This is a genomic window from uncultured Algibacter sp. (assembly GCF_947487605.1).
In the GTDB taxonomy this organism is placed as follows: Bacteria; Bacteroidota; Bacteroidia; order Flavobacteriales; family Flavobacteriaceae; genus Algibacter_D.
Genome location: NZ_CANKXK010000012.1, coordinates 34146 through 52301, shown reverse-complemented (window position 1 = coordinate 52301; position 18156 = coordinate 34146). Strand labels below are relative to the sequence as shown.

General features: G+C 33.8%; 18 protein-coding genes. 7 read left to right on the top strand and 11 right to left on the bottom strand.

Going from position 1 to position 18156, the window contains the following annotated elements; genetic code table 11:
* Window positions 1-6 precede the first annotated feature (6 nt).
* From rpsS to rpsL, 9 genes are all read right to left on the bottom strand, one after another.
* A complete protein-coding gene (gene rpsS / locus Q0739_RS13215) occupies window positions 7-285 on the bottom strand; it encodes a 30S ribosomal protein S19 (protein WP_034043300.1) in 279 nt (92 codons plus the stop codon).
* A gap of 3 nt (window positions 286-288) precedes the next feature.
* Window positions 289-1116 carry a 50S ribosomal protein L2 gene (rplB, locus tag Q0739_RS13210; RefSeq protein ID WP_298239214.1) on the bottom strand — a complete coding sequence of 276 codons (828 nt, stop codon included), beginning with the start codon at window positions 1114-1116 and terminating at the stop codon, window positions 289-291.
* Window positions 1117-1126: 10 nt separating this feature from the next.
* Window positions 1127-1417 (bottom strand): 50S ribosomal protein L23, encoded by a 291-nt coding sequence (gene rplW / locus Q0739_RS13205; protein ID WP_109351411.1) that lies wholly within the window; start codon window positions 1415-1417, stop codon window positions 1127-1129.
* Between the two features lie 7 nt (window positions 1418-1424).
* A complete protein-coding gene (gene rplD, locus Q0739_RS13200; RefSeq protein ID WP_298239213.1) occupies window positions 1425-2054 on the bottom strand; it encodes a 50S ribosomal protein L4 in 630 nt (209 codons plus the stop codon).
* The gene (gene rplC, locus Q0739_RS13195) at window positions 2054-2671 is read right to left on the bottom strand and encodes a 50S ribosomal protein L3 (protein ID WP_298239212.1); all 618 of its coding nucleotides are present in this window, start codon (window positions 2669-2671) and stop codon (window positions 2054-2056) included. The genes rplD and rplC overlap by 1 nt, the downstream gene beginning before the upstream one ends.
* 207 nt (window positions 2672-2878) lie before the next feature.
* On the bottom strand, window positions 2879-3184 hold the full coding sequence (gene rpsJ, locus Q0739_RS13190; RefSeq protein ID WP_295985741.1) for a 30S ribosomal protein S10: 306 nt from the start codon (window positions 3182-3184) through the stop codon (window positions 2879-2881).
* Between the two features lie 11 nt (window positions 3185-3195).
* Window positions 3196-5322: an elongation factor G gene (gene fusA, locus Q0739_RS13185; RefSeq protein ID WP_298239211.1), complete on the bottom strand. Its 2127-nt coding sequence runs from the start codon at window positions 5320-5322 to the stop codon at window positions 3196-3198.
* A gap of 6 nt (window positions 5323-5328) precedes the next feature.
* Window positions 5329-5805 (bottom strand): 30S ribosomal protein S7, encoded by a 477-nt coding sequence (gene rpsG / locus Q0739_RS13180; RefSeq protein WP_298239210.1) that lies wholly within the window; start codon window positions 5803-5805, stop codon window positions 5329-5331.
* A 21-nt stretch (window positions 5806-5826) separates the two neighbouring features.
* Entirely contained in the window at window positions 5827-6201 is a 375-nt protein-coding gene (rpsL, locus tag Q0739_RS13175; protein WP_102756994.1) for a 30S ribosomal protein S12, read from the bottom strand.
* A gap of 178 nt (window positions 6202-6379) precedes the next feature.
* Here rpsL and Q0739_RS13170 point away from each other — a divergent pair, with 178 nt between their 5' ends.
* The 6 genes from Q0739_RS13170 (at window position 6380) to rlmB (ending at window position 15108) form a co-directional block, all read left to right on the top strand.
* Window positions 6380-8071: a POTRA domain-containing protein gene (locus Q0739_RS13170; RefSeq protein ID WP_298239209.1), complete on the top strand. Its 1692-nt coding sequence runs from the start codon at window positions 6380-6382 to the stop codon at window positions 8069-8071.
* 120 nt (window positions 8072-8191) lie between these two features.
* Window positions 8192-11350 carry a SusC/RagA family TonB-linked outer membrane protein gene (locus Q0739_RS13165; protein ID WP_298239208.1) on the top strand — a complete coding sequence of 1053 codons (3159 nt, stop codon included), beginning with the start codon at window positions 8192-8194 and terminating at the stop codon, window positions 11348-11350.
* 21 nt (window positions 11351-11371) lie between these two features.
* Entirely contained in the window at window positions 11372-12829 is a 1458-nt protein-coding gene (locus tag Q0739_RS13160; protein ID WP_298239207.1) for a SusD/RagB family nutrient-binding outer membrane lipoprotein, read from the top strand.
* Window positions 12830-12857: 28 nt separating this feature from the next.
* A complete protein-coding gene (locus tag Q0739_RS13155; protein ID WP_298239206.1) occupies window positions 12858-13469 on the top strand; it encodes an immunoglobulin-like domain-containing protein in 612 nt (203 codons plus the stop codon).
* Window positions 13438-13980 carry a lipid-binding protein gene (locus tag Q0739_RS13150; RefSeq protein ID WP_298239205.1) on the top strand — a complete coding sequence of 181 codons (543 nt, stop codon included), beginning with the start codon at window positions 13438-13440 and terminating at the stop codon, window positions 13978-13980. The genes Q0739_RS13155 and Q0739_RS13150 overlap by 32 nt, the downstream gene beginning before the upstream one ends.
* Window positions 13981-14373: 393 nt before the next feature.
* Entirely contained in the window at window positions 14374-15108 is a 735-nt protein-coding gene (gene rlmB, locus Q0739_RS13145; RefSeq protein WP_298239204.1) for a 23S rRNA (guanosine(2251)-2'-O)-methyltransferase RlmB, read from the top strand.
* Here the strand turns inward: rlmB and Q0739_RS13140 are convergent.
* The gene (locus Q0739_RS13140; RefSeq protein ID WP_298239203.1) at window positions 15105-15830 is read right to left on the bottom strand and encodes a rhomboid family intramembrane serine protease; all 726 of its coding nucleotides are present in this window, start codon (window positions 15828-15830) and stop codon (window positions 15105-15107) included. The two genes, rlmB and Q0739_RS13140, sit on opposite strands and share 4 nt — an antisense overlap.
* 138 nt (window positions 15831-15968) lie before the next feature.
* On the opposite strand from Q0739_RS13140, the gene Q0739_RS13135 reads away from it, so the two are divergent.
* Window positions 15969-17246 carry a replication-associated recombination protein A gene (locus Q0739_RS13135; protein WP_298239273.1) on the top strand — a complete coding sequence of 426 codons (1278 nt, stop codon included), beginning with the start codon at window positions 15969-15971 and terminating at the stop codon, window positions 17244-17246.
* Window positions 17247-17271: 25 nt separating this feature from the next.
* Here the strand turns inward: Q0739_RS13135 and Q0739_RS13130 are convergent, their stop codons facing one another.
* Entirely contained in the window at window positions 17272-18150 is an 879-nt protein-coding gene (locus tag Q0739_RS13130) for a hypothetical protein (protein ID WP_298239202.1), read from the bottom strand.
* Window positions 18151-18156: the final 6 nt, after the last annotated feature.

The window sequence follows — 18156 nt, the reverse complement described above, 5'->3', positions numbered from 1 at the left end:
AGCTTACTACTTTTTACCTTTATTTTTAGCACCTGCATGTCCACGAAATGAACGTGTTGGTGAAAATTCTCCTAACTTATGACCTACCATGTTTTCAGTTACATAAACTGGAACAAATTGACGGCCATTGTGTACTGCTATTGTTTGTCCAACAAAATCTGGAGTAATCATACTTGCTCTTGACCAAGTTTTGATTACTGTTTTTTTGTTGTTTTCAACATTAACAGCTACTTTCTTTTCTAATTTATAATGAACGTAAGGTCCTTTTTTTAATGATCTTGCCATGTCTTATTTCTTTCTACGTTCTACAATATATTTATTACTTGCTTTAGTCTTAGAACGGGTTCTGTAGCCTTTAGCTGGAATACCATTTCTAGAACGAGGATGTCCACCTGAAGATTTACCTTCACCACCACCCATTGGGTGATCAACTGGATTCATTACTACTGGTCTAGTACGTGGTCTTCTTCCTAACCAACGTGTTCTACCTGCTTTACCACCAACTAATAATTGATGATCTGAGTTAGATACAACACCTATAGTAGCCATACAGTTCGCAAGAATTAATCTTGTTTCTCCTGAAGGTAATTTAACCGTAGCAAATTTACCATCTCTTGCCATTAATTGAGCAAATGCTCCAGCACTACGAGCCATAATAGCTCCTTGACCTGGACGTAACTCTATACAAGAAATAATAGTTCCTAATGGAATTTCACTTAAGGGCATTGCATTTCCAATTTCTGGTGCAACACCTTCATTACCAGATACTACATTTTGTCCAACCTGAAGTCCATTTTGAGCAATAATGTATCTTTTCTCACCATCTTGGTAATTCAATAATGCGATAAAAGCTGTTCTGTTAGGATCGTATTGAATAGAAGCAACTTCACCAGGAATCCCAGCTTTGTCTCTTTTAAAATCGATAATACGATACTTTTTCTTATGACCTCCACCTATATAGCGCATGGTCATTTTTCCTTGACTGTTTCTACCACCAGACCTTTTGTTCGGAACGAGTAAACTCTTTTCCGGCTTATCAGTAGTAATGGCGTCATAACCATTTACTACTCTAAATCGCTGTCCTGGTGTGATTGGTTTTAATTTTCTTACTGACATTAGTCTTTAATTACATGTTACTGTATAAATCAATCATTTCACCTTCCGCCAGTTGTACAATTGCCTTTTTAACAGCATTTGTTTTACCATGTTGAATACCAGTTTTTGTAAACTTGGTACTTCTATCTGGACGGACATTTATAGTACGAACTTTTTCTACAGAAACTCCGTAAGTGGCTTCCACCGCTTTCTTGATTTCTACCTTGTTCGCCTTTGTATTCACCGCGAAAGTATAGCAGTTTCTCAACTCGCTATCTGCAGTCGCTTTTTCTGTGATTATAGGTTTAATTAAGATACTCATCTGTTTCTTATTTACTTAAGTTTGTTTCAATTCCTGCTAAAGCTCCTTCTAACAGCACTACTTGATTAGCATTTAAAATCTTATAAGTGCTTAATTCTGAAGAAGTTATAACTTCTGAGCTTTTTAAATTGCGCGATGACAAATATACGTTATTATTTGACCCACCCAACACAAAGAGCGTTTTTTTGTTTTCAAGCTCTAAAGCCTTTAAAACTGCAGTAAAATTCTTAGTTTTTACTGTATCAAAATTAAAGTCTTCTAAAACTGTTATTGACTGCTCTCCTGCTTTGATACTTAAGGCAGATTTACGTGCTAAACGCTTTAAGTTTTTATTAAGTTTGAAGCTGTAATTTCTAGGTCTTGGACCGAACATACGACCACCACCTTTAAACACACCAGACTTAATACTACCTGCTCTTGCTGTACCAGTTCCTTTTTGCTTTTTAATCTTACGCGTACTTCCAGCAATCTCAGCTCTTTCTTTCGATTTGTGAGTTCCTTGACGTTGGTTTGCTAAATATTGTTTAACATCCAAATATACAGCATGATTATTAGGCTCAATAGCAAACACATCTTTAGAAAGGTCTGCCTTTCTACCTGTGTCTTTTCCGTTTATATCTAAAACTGCTACTTTCATTATTTTCTAATAATTACATAAGCGTTTTTGTGACCAGGAACACATCCTTTAACCACAAGTAGATTCTTTTCAGCAACTACTTTTAAAACTCTTAAATTTTGAACTTTAACTGTGTCTCCACCCATTCTTCCTGCCATTTTCATGCCTTTAAAAACACGAGCAGGATAAGATGCAGCTCCAATAGATCCTGGTGCTCTTAAACGGTTATGTTGACCGTGAGTAGCTTGACCTACACCACCGAAACCATGACGTTTTACAACACCTTGAAATCCTTTACCTTTTGATGTTCCTGCCACATCAACAAATTCACCTTCACTAAAATGTTCAACAGTGATAGCATCACCTAATTTGTACTCCTCATCAAAACCTTTGAATTCAACGATTTTTCGCTTTACAGAAGTACCCGCTTTTTTAGCATGACCTAAGTCTGCTTTAGTAGCGCTTTTTTCTGTCGCGTCATCGAAACCAAGTTGAACAGCTTCATAGCCATCAACTTCTTCGGTTCTGACTTGGGTAACGATACATGGTCCAGCTTCGATAACTGTACAAGGAATGTTTTTTCCGTTGTCATCAAAGATGCTGGTCATACCGATTTTTTTTCCAATTAACCCAGACATAATTTATTTATTATTAATTATTACTATTTCGTTTAAACCTCCCTTCGACTTTACTCAGGGAAAATTCAACATTCTTATTAAAAACTTCAGGGACAAAATACCTTTCGTCCCTGAAATGTATTTATCCGTTTTTCTCGCGACCGCATCGGTGAGACATTTTATTAATGAGACCCTTCAACTGCGCTCAGGGTGACATCGCTTTTTCGATTACACTTTAATCTCTACTTCAACACCACTTGGTAATTCAAGTTTCATCAAGGCATCAATTGTTTTTGATGACGACGAGTAGATATCTAATAATCTTTTATAAGAAGATAATTGAAACTGCTCTCTTGATTTCTTGTTTACGTGTGGAGAACGTAATACAGTGAAAATTTTCTTGTGAGTTGGTAATGGAATTGGTCCAGTTACTACAGCTCCAGTACTTTTTACTGTTTTTACAATCTTATCAGCAGACTTGTCTACTAAGTTGAAATCGTAAGACTTTAATTTTATTCTGATTTTTTGACTCATTTTCTTAACTTTTAAGATTGTTCTCCTTTAGCTGCTTTGATAACCTCTTCAGATATATTTGAAGGTGTTTCAGCATAATGTGAAAATTCCATTGTTGACGTTGCACGACCTGATGATAATGTTCTTAATGTTGTTACATATCCAAACATTTCTGATAATGGCACAGTAGCTTTTACAGTTTTTGCACCAGCTCTATCACCCATATCACTCACTTGTCCTCTTCTTCTGTTTAAATCTCCAACAATGTCACCCATATTTTCTTCAGGAGTTATTACCTCAAGTTTCATGATTGGTTCCATGATTACAGCTTTAGCAGCTCTAGCACAGTTTTTAAATCCAAGTTTTGCAGCTAACTCAAAAGATAATTGATCTGAATCCACATCGTGATAAGACCCATCTTTTAAAGTAACTTTCATAGCATCAATTTCGTAACCTGCTAAAGGTCCGTTAACCATTGCCATTTTAAATCCTTTTTCAATTGAAGGGATAAATTCTTTAGGAACGTTACCACCTTTAATTATAGATTCAAACTGAAGCCCTGTTGCTCCTTCCTCAGCCGGCTCAACCGTAAATACAATATCTGCGAATTTACCACGACCACCAGATTGTTTTTTATAAACTTCTCTATGATCTGCAGCTTGTGTAATAGCTTCTTTATATTCAACTTGTGGTTGACCTTGGTTTACTTCAACTTTAAACTCACGCTTTAAACGATCTACAATAACATCAAGGTGAAGTTCACCCATTCCTGAAATAATAGTTTGCCCTGAAGCTTCGTCTGAACGTACAGTAAATGTTGGATCTTCTTCAGCTAATTTAGCTAAGCCCATTCCTAACTTATCAACATCTGCTTTAGTTTTAGGCTCAACCGCTATACCAATTACTGGATCTGGGAAGTCCATAGACTCTAAAACAATTGGATGTTTTTCATCTGAAAGGGTATCTCCTGTTTTAATAGATTTAAATCCTACAGCAGCACCAATATCTCCAGCTTCTATAAAATCAATGGCATTTTGCTTGTTAGCGTGCATTTGATAAATTCTTGATATACGCTCTTTTTTACCAGAACGATTATTTAGAACATAAGAACCTGCATCTAAACGACCAGAATATGCTCTAAAAAATGCTAAACGACCTACGAAAGGATCGGTAGCAATTTTAAATGCTAAAGCAGCAAACGGCTCCTTTACATCTGGCTTACGCAAAATCTCTTCTCCAGAATCTGGATCAGTCCCAACAATACCCTCTTTATCTGTTGGAGAAGGTAAATAACGACATACAGCATCTAATAAGAACTGTACTCCTTTATTTTTAAATGCAGAACCACATATCATTGGAATAATTGCCATATCCATTACAGCAGCTCTAAGCGCAGCATGCACTTCATCTTCTGTAATAGAATCTTCATCTTCCATGAATTTTTCTAAAAGATCCTCGTCGTAACCTGCAACTTCTTCAATAAGTAATGCACGATATTTACGAGCTTCTTCTTTAAGTTCTTCTGGAATTTCGATTACATCAAAAGTTGCCCCTTGTGTTTCATCATGCCAAACAATAGCACGATTTTTAACTAAATCGATTATTCCTTTAAAATCTTCCTCGTCACCAATATTTAAAACGATTGGCACCGCGTTAGATTTCAACATATCTTTTACTTGTTGACAAACACCTAAAAAGTCAGATCCTTGACGGTCCATTTTATTAACGAAACCAATTCTAGGTACTTTATAGTTATCGGCTAGTCTCCAGTTAGTTTCAGACTGTGGCTCAACACCATCAACTGCACTAAATAAGAATACCAACCCATCAAGAACACGTAATGAACGATTCACCTCTACGGTAAAATCAACGTGACCCGGTGTGTCAATTATATTAAAGTGATATCCTTTAGTATCTGGTGTTGGCGCTCCATTTTCAATTGGAAACTCCCAAGTACAAGTAGTAGCAGCAGAAGTAATTGTAATACCTCTTTCTTGCTCTTGCTCCATCCAGTCCATTGTTGCAGCACCATCGTGTACTTCACCAATTTTATGTGAAACACCTGTATAATAAAGAATACGTTCTGTAGTAGTAGTTTTTCCTGCATCAATATGTGCAGCAATACCTATATTTCTAGTAAATTTTAAATCTCTTGCCATTACCTATTAAAATCTAAAGTGAGAGAATGCTTTGTTTGCCTCTGCCATTTTATGAGTATCAACTCTTTTCTTAACAGCTGCTCCTTCTTCTTTAGCTGCAGCTAAGATTTCTGCTGCTAAACGGTTGGCCATAGATTTTTCGTTTCTTTTACGAGAATAGCTAATAAGCCATTTCATTGCGGTTGAAACTTTACGGTCTGGACGGATTTGCATTGGTATTTGAAATGTTGCACCACCAACACGACGACTACGTACTTCTACGTGAGGCATCACATTTGATAAAGCATCTTTCCAGATTTCTAATGCTGTTTTTTCTTCGTCAGTTTTTTTCGAATCTACCATATCAATTGCATCGTAGAATACTTTAAAAGCTACGGACTTCTTGCCATCCCACATCATCATATTAACGAATCGAGTTACTAACTGATCGTTAAAACGTGGATCTGGTAAAAGCGGTCTCTTTTTTGCTGCTCTTTTTCTCATGTCTTCTTCTTAAAGTTTAAATTACTTCTTAGGGCGTTTAGCACCATACTTAGATCTACGTTGCGTTCTACCTGAAACACCTGCTGTGTCTAAAGCACCACGTACAATGTGATATCTAACTCCTGGCAAATCTTTTACCCTTCCACCTCTAACCAATACTATCGAGTGCTCTTGTAGATTATGTCCTTCTCCACCAATGTATGCATTAACCTCGTTTCCATTTGTTAAACGAACCCTTGCTACCTTACGCATTGCTGAGTTAGGTTTTTTAGGAGTTGTTGTGTAAACACGAGTACATACACCACGTCTTTGCGGACAAGAATCTAAAGCAGCCGATTTACTCTTCTTGGTTATTTTGGCTCTTCCTGTTCTTACTAATTGTGAAATTGTTGGCATATATAATAAATATAAATTTAAAAATCCTCTTATTAGAGGGCTGCAAAGGTAGAAATTAAAATGAATTATTCAAACCCTAAAACATTAATTTTTAAGAGTTTTTAAAAATAATAGAATCGCATATATTATAAGTCTCTATTTTCCGTTAGATTTACAGCATCAAAGAGCTGATTTTAACGTGCAGAAAACTTCTTTTTTACTCCTTATTATATATACACTTTTTTCTTCGGAAACATTTTGCCAAAATTTAAATCTTAAAGTTAGTGGAGAAAATGAATTCGAGACACAAATAATCGACTCATTAAATTACTCAAAAACCTATAAGGACTATAACTCATTAAAACATGAAATTGACTCAATTCAAAACGCACTATATAAAAAAGGATATATTGAAAATAGGTTAAATAATATTAGTAAAACATCTGATTCGATTTTTAATGCAGAAATTCATTTAAAACAAAAATTCAATACCATATATATATACTACAATAAATCGGATATAGATATTGCAAATATCGATTTGATTTCAAAACAAGTTTTTGATGATTATTTTATAATTAGTTTTAGTGAAATTGAAAATGCTTTAAATTTTATTAATTCTAAAGTATCTCAACAAGGCTATCCATTTTCTAAATTAAAACTCTCCAACATAAAAATTAGAAAAGACTCAAATCTAGAAGCACAATTAATAATAAGCTCAGAAGAACAAAAAAGAAACATTGATAATATAATTATTAAAGGATATGAGAAATTCCCCAAATCTTACCTCAAACATTATTTAAAGATAACAAAGAACAGTCTTTTTGATTTAAATGAAATCAAGAAAAAAAATGAGCGTCTGGATAATTTAAAATTTGCTAACCAAATAAAACCTCCTGAAGTTCTATTTACAAAAGATTCTACCACACTCTATTTATATATAGAAAAGGCAAAAAGCAATTCGTTTGATGGTTTTTTAGGTTTCGGCACAAATGATGAAACCAATAATTTAGAATTCGATGGTTATTTAAACTTAAGTCTAACAAATAACTTAAACTTTGGGGAGTCATTTAGACTTCTTTACAAGAGTGATGAAAATGACCAGAAAACATTTAATGCAAACATATCGATGCCCTATTTATTTAATTCTCCTATTGGTGTCGATTTCTCATTACAAATATTTAAACGAGATTCATCTTTCACTACAGTAAATCAAATCGCAAAATTACATTATCAAATAAATTCAAGAAATAAAATTTATTCTGGTGTTAACTCAACTACATCTAACAATTTACTATCAAATACTACAGCATCAATAAGCGATTATGATACGACCTATTATTCTTTAGCCTATGAATTTATATCACAACAATCGTACAACCTACTTTTCCCCATAAAGACGTCACTTTATGTTGAAACAAATTTTGGGAAAAGAACCACATCCAATATTTCTGAAAAGCAAACCCATCTTTTTATTGATGCATTTAAAATAATAAACTTCAACAACAGGAATAGCTTTTATATAAGAGTTAATAGCTCTACATTAAATTCTGATAGCTATTTTGAGAATGAGTTGCTTCGCTTTGGCGGGATTAATTCCATAAGAGGTTTTGAAGAAAACAGCTTATATGCTTCTTTGTTTGGTGTTATAAATACCGAATATAGATTTCAACTCAGTAATAGCATATATATTCATACTATTACAGATTTAGCTTATTTTGAAAATGAGGTAATCAAATCTAAAGAAAAACTTTTCGGTTATGGTTTTGGTTTTGGACTATTAACCAAAGCAGGGCTTTTAAAGTTTAACTATGCAAATGGTAAGGCTGAAAACCAGCCATTCAAGCTTTCGAATTCTAAGATACATATTAGTTTAGTGGCTAATTTTTAGCTCTTTTTTTTAACATTTTATTAATTTTTTTGAGTTCTACAAGAAATTTTAACTAGAAATTGTTGTTTTATTAACTTATTATTAAGATTTTTGGCATTGACTAATTCAAATAATTATAAAATGAAAACAAAGTTTAGTGGAATGCTAACGCTTTTACTGGCGTTTGCTGTGCAACTAACGTTTGCGCAAGAAAAGACAATTTCTGGTACGGTATCCGACAATAGTGGATTACCATTACCTGGAACTACTGTCTTAGTTAAAGGTACAACTTCTGGTGCCTCTACAGATTTCGATGGTAAGTATTCAATCAATGTGAATCAAGGAGCAACCCTTGTATTTAGTTTTGTTGGGTATTCATCACAAGAAATAGTTGTAGGAACTTCAAGTATAATTAATGTTACTATGCAAGAAGATGCAGAGTCCCTAGAAGAAGTAGTGGTAACTGCTTTAGGAATTAAAAGAGAAAAGGGTTCTATTGGGTCAGCAATAACTAGTATTGGTTCAGAAGAATTAAATGAAGGAGCACAAGCTAATATAGCAGATGCTATCAAAGGTAAAGTAGCAGGTGTCGTTATTTCTAGTGCTAGTACAGACCCTGGTTCTTCTTCTGGAATTATTATTAGAGGGTTTAGTACCATAGGTGGTAGTAATCAACCTTTATATATTATTGATGGTGTTCCAATTAACAACCAATCAAATTTTGAAGATAGCCTAAATGGTTCATACGATTTTGGTCGTGGATCTGGAGATATAAATCCAGAAAACATCGAGTCAATTTCTATCCTTAAAGGTGCTTCTAGTACAGCACTTTATGGTTCAAGGGCAGCTAATGGTGTTGTAATTATTACAACAAAACAAGGGTCTACAGATAAATTAAGTATTGATTTTTCTACAACTGCAATATTTTCAGATCTTTTGAGAGCTCCTAACTACCAAACTCAGTTTGGACAAGGTTGGGATGGGCAGCATTTTTTAGGTGAAAACGGTTCTTGGGGACCTCGTTTTACAGGCGAAGTATTACCTTGGGGTAATGTTGTAAACAATTCACAGAAAATAAAACCTTACTCTTTTCAAGAAGATCAATGGAGGAACTTTTTCGATATTGGCACCTCTTATGTAACCAATGTTGCTATTTCTGGCGGTTCGGGAAACTCTTCAGGTAGAATATCTTTTAATAATACAACTTCAGATGGGATATTCCCAACAGCCAATGATTCTAATGAAAGAAACACTATTTCTCTTACATTCAATTCTAAGATGGGTTTCTTAACCTTTGGAGGTAATTTAAATTATGTAAGCACTAGAGGTTCTGGTGTTCAAGGTGGGCAGGGAACTAACACTATTAATAACTTAATGCAGATTCCCACTGATTTTGATATTACAGAATTTAAAGACTATAAAAACGACCCTTTTAATAATATTGATAATTACTATACTGGTTTCGGAATTGTAAATCCTTACTTTAATCTTAATGAAGATGGGGCTAAATATACGAAAGAAAGAGTTTATGGTTCATTTAATGTTAGTGCTCAAATTAATGATTGGTCAAACGTATCATACAGACTAGGTATAGATTCATACAATGACTACACGAAAATATGGAATGCCATTATAGATGCATCTCCTGGGAGCCCTAATGATGGTACTAGTATAGAAATCCCTGGGTTTTATGGTGAAGCTCAAAATAATGTAAAACAGGTTAATCATGATATTTTATATAATCTTGATTTTAATTTAAACGAGAATTTCCATCTTACCTCTACCATTGGCTTTAACTACAATGATAGAACAACATCAGGATCTAGTGCTAATGTTACTTCACAGGATATACCAGATTTCTTTTCACTATCTAACTCAGCTAGTCCTATTACTGCAGCTTCAACAATTTCAAAGAGGAGACTTTATGGTGTATTAAATTCCACTACAGTCTCTTATAAAGACATGCTCTTTCTTACTACTAATGTTAGAAACGATTGGTATTCTACCTTACCAGAAGAAAATAGATCTGTTCTTTATGGAGGCGCAAATGCTTCATGGATAATAACAAAAAGTTTTCCAGAAATAAAAAACATCCTTAGTTATGGAAAACTAAGATTAGGATATGGAGAAACTGGTGTAGATACAGCTCCATATAGTATTAATCCCGTTAATATTTTAGGAGCAACAGACAACCAAGGATTTAGAAATCTTAATTTCCCAGTAGGTGGCCTAAACGCTTTTGAAGTTGGAAATAGAGCTGGAAATCCAAATCTAGCGCCTGAAAGACGAAAAGAGTTTGAAATTGGAACTGAATTATCTTTTTTAAAGAACCGTATTAGCATAGATTTTACGTATTATGATGCTACAGTTGAAGATCAAATTTTGGCCTTACCCTTAGCGTCAACTTCTGGTTTCACAAATCAAACTGCCAACATAGGTACTATCTCTAATACTGGTTATGAAGCCCTTCTAACCCTTGGAGTTTTTAGAAATCATGATGGGTTTAATTGGGACATGGCAATAAATTATTCTACAAATGATGCCGTATTAGAAAAACTGGATGATAGAGTACCACAAATTGCTCTTGGTGGTTTGAGTACTATTAGCTTAGTTGCAAGACAAGGATTTCCTTTAGCACTTATTGAAGGTAGTGTTCCTCTAAGAGATCCAAACGGAAATATTGTTGTTGATAATGTAGGTGTTCCAATTGCATCACCTGTTAAAGAGGTTTATGGAGATACTCAATATGACTATACTTTAGGTATTACTAATAGTTTTACATATAAGGGGTTTTCTCTAGGGCTATCAGTTGATGTAAGACAAGGAGGCTTAATGTATAGCCGTACTGCTAGTCTCACACGTTTTACAGGAAACTCAATCACAACCACGATAAATGATAGACAACCGTACATAATTCCAGGTTCTGTTAATAGAATTGATGACGGTAATGGCAATTTTACTTATGTAGAAAATACGACAGCTATAGATAACGAACATTGGGATGATTATTACCGTGCTTCAGCAGTTGAAAGAGGTGACGTTATTGATAAATCTTATGTTAAATTAAGAGAAGTTACTTTTGGATATAGGTTCTCTAAAAAAATAATTGAAAAAACACCTTTTGAAGATATATCACTTACTGTAGTAGGTAGAAATCTTTTGCTTTTCACACCTGAGTCTAATCAATATATTGATCCTGAAGTATCAACATTTGGTACGGATTTAGCTAGTCAATTTGGTGAATTTAGTGCAAGTCCTAGTACAAGAAGTGTTGGTCTAACATTAAAAGCTAGTTTTTAATTAATTTAAAAAAAATAAAAAATGAAAAATATACTAAGACTTCTTTTTTTCTTTATACTTATCACATCGTGTGAAGATCATTTGAATATAAATGACAACCCTAACACACCAGTAAATGTAGATAAAAGCTTTGTGTTAACAGCAGCACAGGGATCATTAGCTACTGGACTAGGTGGACAATTAGCAAACCTCGGTGGCTTTTTAGCACAATACCACACGCAATCTCCAAGTGCATCTCAGTACCTTTCCATAGATACATATAATATGAATATAGATTTTTCTGACAGATTATGGAATGAACTATGGGCAGGCTGTCTTAACGATTTAAATTATGTGCTAACAAAGTCTGATGAAGAAGGTGATACAGGTTCCTTTTTAATTGCATCTTTAGTGAGAGCATACACATTGCAAGTATTAACAGATTTATATGGTGATATTCCTTACTCTGAAGCTTTACTAGGTTCAGAAAACATTACACCAAAAGTTGATTTTGGAGGTGATATCTACACAGGTTTAATTTCTGAAATTGATGCTGCGCTTGCTAAATATAATGGTAATCCTGTCGCTTCTACTGTAGGGACTCAAGATGCTATTTATAGTGCGAACATGTCTGATTGGGTTAAATTTGCTAACACCTTGAAATTAAAACTTTATATAAGAATGTCATATACATCTCAAGCAAATGCCTCAGCTGTAATGGCGTTAATGACAGAGGATAATTTTATTAGTTCTGATGCAAAATTTGCTTTATATGAAAATGCACAGAACAAAGCGAATCCATTTTATGATGTTCAAATAGATCGTTTGGGTGATGTAAATAATATTGCAAGCAATTCGCTACTTACTTTCTTAGATAATAACATTGACCCAAGGATTGGTGCCATTTATCGTTTAAACGATGAAACTCCAGGTGTATATAGAGGTATAGATCAAGGTGATCGTGGAAGTTATGCTTCTGAGGTTGCATCAAATTTTTCCAGACCCAATATTACTGCAACTACCCCAGTATATTTTATGACTGTAGCTGAGAGTAATTTTTTGCAAGCAGAAGCTTTAATTAGATACTCAAATGGTACTGGAGCTAAGAGTAAATATGATGCAGGTGTGATTAACTCATTTGCAACTTATGGTGTCAGTGGTGCTCAAGCTCTCATTGGTGCTGGAGGAGCATATGAATATGTTGCAGATCCAGATATAGAAACAGCATTAAGACAAGTCATGATTCAAAAATGGGTGTCATTAGCTAACATTAATAATATTGAAGGCTTTTTCGAATCAAATAGGGTGCAATACCCTGAGACGGTTACCATTGGTAATGAAGATTATACAATGGGTAATATGGTAGTATCTGTTAGCTCAGTTTTAACTGGAGATCAGACACCAAATACTATTTTTTATCCTGATACTGAAACTTCTAAAAATCCAAGTATTAATCAGAAGTCTTCACTTACTGAAAAAGTTTGGTGGGATCAGAAATAATAAGTGTTAACTTAAAATATTAAAAATAATGAAAATTAAAAATAAATTAATAAAAGTAGTTTCATTAGTATGGACGATTGTCTTGTTTGTCTCATGTAGCGAACAAAGCCCTATCACATCTGATTTAACATTTTTTCCAACATTTGAATTCGAACCAACTGCAATAGTTGCAGTAGGAGACACATTCACTCCATCTGCAACAGCTAATGAAGGAGGTGTAGATTTGCCAGTCGGTATTAGTGGCTCAGCAGATACAAATACAATAGGTATCTATACTATAACCTATTCTGCAACCAATTCTGATGGCTTTGATGGTTCGGAGACTCAAACTGTTATAGTACACGACCCTTCAATTGTTGGTACTGATGTATCTGGAGATATACAAGATGTCGGTAGACCTGAAAGAACTGGAGTTATTTCTCTTGTCCCTGGAACAACAAGCATATTTTTCGTGACAGATTTTGCTTTTGGTGGAACTTTTCCTATGTACTTTCAGATGGATGGAGACGTAATTTCCGAAATAGCTCAAGTATATCCGTTTGGAGCTACTTCTGTAGATATGACTTACGATCCTATTACAAAAACATTTACAACTTTTGTAAACCCTTATGGGTTTGGTTATACATTTCAATATCAATAATAAATATAATATTATGAAAAAAAATTTTAAATACATTGTTGTTATCCTTTTTGTTGCAGCATTTACTTCATGTGAAACTGAAGAAGGATATGAAGATTTCCCTGTAGAAAAAACTTCAGTCAATGATATGACTGGTGATTGGTATGTTCAAACTTTTATTGGTGATGACTTGGCCTTAGGCTATGAACTTATAACTATCTCTAATACAGCAAATGATGAGTCAGCAATTCAAATATTTGATCATAAGAATATATGGTGGTTTAATACGGCTGTTCCTGCCAATGTAGGAGCTTTAAGCTTTGAAGGTAATGACTTAGCTAGTGACGTAGATGGCTATCAAATTACGGTTAATGTAACAAATGGGCAAATTGAAAAGAACGGTACTGTAACAAGTGACACAAATTTGCCTGCCGATTTTATTTCGTTTGACATCGAATTTTCTGATGATCCTGGCACTATTTATCATATAGAGGGATATAAACGTAGTGGATTCCTAGAAGATGAACATTAATAAAAGAAATGCCTAGTCCTGAATAAGCGATACAGACTATTAAAGGATTAAATTTATAAATTAAAGCTGAACAATGAGGTCATTGTTCAGCTTTTTTGATTTGTATTGTTTTCTTTTCAATTTGTTTTGTGCATGCTTTTGTATTGGTGTAATTATTTGGTTTGATTCATGTGGCGTTGATTCATATAGATTTCTAGAATCAAGACCAATTGTTATGTTTAAGCAAAAATTCTAGTCAATTTAGAAAGGAAGAATTCTACATTTTAACACCTCAAAACTGCACTCTGAAGGCTTTAATTTTGGTGTTGAAATAAATTTCCTGTAGAAGCGTTAGTGGACAGTATTAGTAAAACCACCTAGTTTAATAGGTGGTTTTTTTATACCTTTACCTCAATGGAAAACCAAACACAAATATTCGGTATTAGAGCTATTATAGAGGCTATTAATGCAAACGAAACTATAGACAAAGTATTTCTACAAAAAGGGCAAAAAGGTGATTTATTTAGTGAATTGGAATCTCTTTTAAGAAAAAATTCTATTAACTCGTCATATGTTCCAGTAGAAAAGCTTAACAGACTTACCAATAAAAACCATCAAGGTGCAGTGGCTCAAATATCGCCAATCGCATTTCATGACATGGAAGAACTTGTTTTAAGTATTATTGAATCTGGTAAAACCCCTTTATTCTTATTACTTGACCAATTAAGTGACGTGCGTAATTTTGGAGCTATTATTAGAACAGCAGAGTGTACCGGAGTGAATGGTATTATTATTCAGAAAAAGGGAGGAGCACCTGTAAATGGCGATACAATTAAAACAAGCGCTGGAGCAATTTTTAAAATCCCTATTTGCAAAGTAGACCATATTAAAGATGCCGTATTTTTTATGCAGGCTTCTGGTATTAAAGTAATTGCTGCTACAGAGAAAACAGAGAATACCCTATATGATGTTTCTTTCACTGAGCCTTGTGCTATAATAATGGGGTCTGAAGGTAGAGGCATCAACCCCTCAACACTTAAAGTAGTTGACACTAAAGCCAAATTACCGTTATTAGGAGATATAGAATCCTTAAATGTATCTGTAGCTTGTGGTGCTTTTCTATATGAAGTGGTAAGACAACGAAGTTAGTCTTCACTTTTTTTGTAAGTATAATTGATAGTTGCTTGGTCCTCCTCTATTTCTATCTCTGGACTTTCAATAAAGTTTCCGTTTTCATCAAAATACTTTAAAAAAGGATCTTCATCTTCATTGTAGCTCTCTTGCTCCCAAACATATTTTTTAGGTTTTGCTATTTCTTTTCTAAAGAATAAGGCAAATAATAGACCCGTTATAAGTCCAGCTAAATGACCTTCCCATGAGATGCCTTTTTCAATTGGCATGGTATACCAAATCATACTACCGTAAAGGAAAACCACCAATAAAGATAATGCTATAAGTCTATAATGTTTTGCTAAAACACCTTTAAAAAAAGTAAAACTTACAAGCACGTAAATTAAACCACTCGCTCCAATATGGTATGAAGGTCTTCCAATACACCAGGTTAAAAAGCCAGACAAGACTACCCCAAAAACAATGACCTTCCATGCAATAGGTCGGTAGAAATAAAACAACGCCATAGATAACACAAAAAGTGGAATCGTGTTATGATATATATGCTGAATATCGCCATGTATGAAAGGACTTAATAGAACACCTCTTAGTCCCTTAAAAGTTTGAGGGTATACCCCATATTTACTAAAATTGAAGCCAAATCGTACCTCAAACCAGAATATTAACCAAATAACCAACACAAAAAATATTGGGTACGCTATTACCCCTGTAGTAAATTTAAAATGTTCTTTACTGTTCATTATTTTAAAGATAGCAAATAGTTAACCAAGCTATGGAATGATGCTAAATTGTCAGTCAACTACAAATCTAATAACTCTCTAATTCTTTTATGCAGCTATGCAAAAGCAAAAAAATTAAAGTATTTTTACTTTATGAATATCAATGAACCTTTAGCTGAACGTTTAAGACCAAAATCCTTAAAAGATTATGTAAGTCAATCGCATTTGGTTGGTAAAAACGGTGCTTTAACGCGACATATCGAGCTAGGGTTAATACCATCTATGGTTTTTTGGGGACCTCCTGGTACTGGTAAAACAACTTTAGCCAACATAATCGCCACAGAATCTGGTAGACCGTTTTATACGCTAAGTGCCATTAATTCTGGTGTAAAAGATATCCGTGATGTTATTGAGAAAGCAAAACAAAGTGGTGGGTTATTTACAACTAAAAACCCTATTTTATTTATTGACGAAATCCACAGATTTAGTAAATCGCAACAAGATTCTTTATTACAAGCAGTTGAAAAAGGCTGGATAACCCTCATTGGTGCCACGACAGAAAATCCAAGTTTTGAGGTGATTTCTGCACTTTTATCACGTTGTCAGGTTTATATTTTAAATGCATTTGATAAGAAAGATTTGGAAACTCTTTTACAACGAGCTATTAAAAAAGATGAGTTCATTTCTCAAAAAAATATAAAACTAAAGGAGACAAATGCTTTACTAAGACTTTCAGGTGGTGATGCAAGAAAATTATTGAATATTTTTGAATTGATAATAAATTCATTCAATTCTGGTACTATCGAAATAACTGATGATACCGTTTTACAAAAAGTTCAAAACAATACAGTACATTACGATAAAACTGGAGAACAGCACTACGATATTATTTCGGCATTTATAAAATCTATCCGAGGTAGCGACCCCAACGCTGCCGTATATTGGCTCGCTCGAATGATTGAAGGCGGTGAAGATGTTAAATTTATAGCCAGACGCTTGTTAATTTTAGCTTGTGAAGATATTGGTAATGCTAATCCAACGGCCTTGGTTATAGCTAACAATACGTTTCAAGCTGTGTCGGCAATTGGACATCCCGAATCGCGGATTATATTGAGTCAATGTGCAACATACTTGGCTTGTTCACCGAAAAGTAATGCTGCCTATAAAGCAATTGGTAATGCACAACAATTAGTTAAAAAAACTGGAGATTTATCTATTCCTTTAGAAATAAGAAATGCGCCTACAAAACTGATGAAAGAACTTGGTTATGGCGACAACTATAAATACGCTCATAATTACGAGTTAAACTTTGCTAAGCAAGAGTTTATGCCAGAAGAAATAAAAAATTCAACATTATATGAACCTGGGAATAACTCTAGAGAGAATGCCCAACGAGAATTCTTAAAAAAACGTTGGAATGATAAATATGGGTATTAGCTGATAGCAGGCAGCTAGCTGAAAATTAAAATTTAATATTTAATGCTTCCTTTTTTAATGTACCATTCACATAATACTCTAAAATCCAAGCATCCCCTTTTTTGTATATAATAGCATTTTTACCTTCGACAAAAAAGACGTTATGTAAGCTCGAACTTTTTATTTTATATACAACTTTAGGAGAGCTATCTACTAATTGAAAACCATTCTCGATTTCTTGAGCATACAAAACACCCGATACTGCTTGCTTTACTGAAGTTTCTGGAGTTTTTACTTTGGTTACTGCTTCTTCTACACGTTCCTTAAAATTGGGTAGCGGTTCAGATACTTTTGGTTCTGGCTTTACAGCTTCTACAACTTTTTCTTTTTTAAGATTTTGAATTTCTTCTTTTAATTGTTGAATCTCTTGTGCTACTTCATTTTTTTTAGATATATCTTGACTTGTTGCTAATGAGTTTACACGCTCGTTTGGTTCATATTTATAATTAAGTGCTTCAAAAGATTTAAAAGCATCTCTTAAAGCGAAATTATATGCAGATTTAAAAGCCTTCTCCCTACTCTCTCCTACTTTAGAAGTATACACATGTTTATCATTACAATCTGTCAATTCAATAGTAAGTTTTGTTTTAAACATACCTGAATCTTTAATAACATCAGACTTTAAAGCTAAACATCTATTTCTTATTAAATCTTCTGGGTATTCTGTACCCTCCATTACAGCTAGAAAACCATATTTATTAAATAAAAATTTAGATAAAGAATTTAATTGATATTGATCCTTTTCCTTTAAAAAATCATATTTATTTGGTACAATTATATACTTATAACTGTTTAAGTTTGCTTGAGAAAACATTGATAATGATATCAAGCAGGTAATAAGGATTGAAAATATTTTCGTTTTCATTATTAT

Coding starts and splice junctions, on each gene's coding strand:
- rpsS (WP_034043300.1), bottom strand. CDS start 285: ATGGCAAGATCATTAAAAAAAGGACCTTACGTTCATTATAAATTAGAA.
- rplB (WP_298239214.1), bottom strand. CDS start 1,116: ATGTCAGTAAGAAAATTAAAACCAATCACACCAGGACAGCGATTTAGA.
- rplW (WP_109351411.1), bottom strand. CDS start 1,417: ATGAGTATCTTAATTAAACCTATAATCACAGAAAAAGCGACTGCAGAT.
- rplD (WP_298239213.1), bottom strand. CDS start 2,054: ATGAAAGTAGCAGTTTTAGATATAAACGGAAAAGACACAGGTAGAAAG.
- rplC (WP_298239212.1), bottom strand. CDS start 2,671: ATGTCTGGGTTAATTGGAAAAAAAATCGGTATGACCAGCATCTTTGAT.
- rpsJ (WP_295985741.1), bottom strand. CDS start 3,184: ATGAGTCAAAAAATCAGAATAAAATTAAAGTCTTACGATTTCAACTTA.
- fusA (WP_298239211.1), bottom strand. CDS start 5,322: ATGGCAAGAGATTTAAAATTTACTAGAAATATAGGTATTGCTGCACAT.
- rpsG (WP_298239210.1), bottom strand. CDS start 5,805: ATGAGAAAAAGAGCAGCAAAAAAGAGACCGCTTTTACCAGATCCACGT.
- rpsL (WP_102756994.1), bottom strand. CDS start 6,201: ATGCCAACAATTTCACAATTAGTAAGAACAGGAAGAGCCAAAATAACC.
- Q0739_RS13165 (WP_298239208.1), top strand. CDS start 8,192: ATGAAAACAAAGTTTAGTGGAATGCTAACGCTTTTACTGGCGTTTGCT.
- Q0739_RS13160 (WP_298239207.1), top strand. CDS start 11,372: ATGAAAAATATACTAAGACTTCTTTTTTTCTTTATACTTATCACATCG.
- Q0739_RS13155 (WP_298239206.1), top strand. CDS start 12,858: ATGAAAATTAAAAATAAATTAATAAAAGTAGTTTCATTAGTATGGACG.
- Q0739_RS13150 (WP_298239205.1), top strand. CDS start 13,438: ATGGGTTTGGTTATACATTTCAATATCAATAATAAATATAATATTATG.
- rlmB (WP_298239204.1), top strand. CDS start 14,374: ATGGAAAACCAAACACAAATATTCGGTATTAGAGCTATTATAGAGGCT.
- Q0739_RS13140 (WP_298239203.1), bottom strand. CDS start 15,830: ATGAACAGTAAAGAACATTTTAAATTTACTACAGGGGTAATAGCGTAC.
- Q0739_RS13130 (WP_298239202.1), bottom strand. CDS start 18,150: ATGAAAACGAAAATATTTTCAATCCTTATTACCTGCTTGATATCATTA.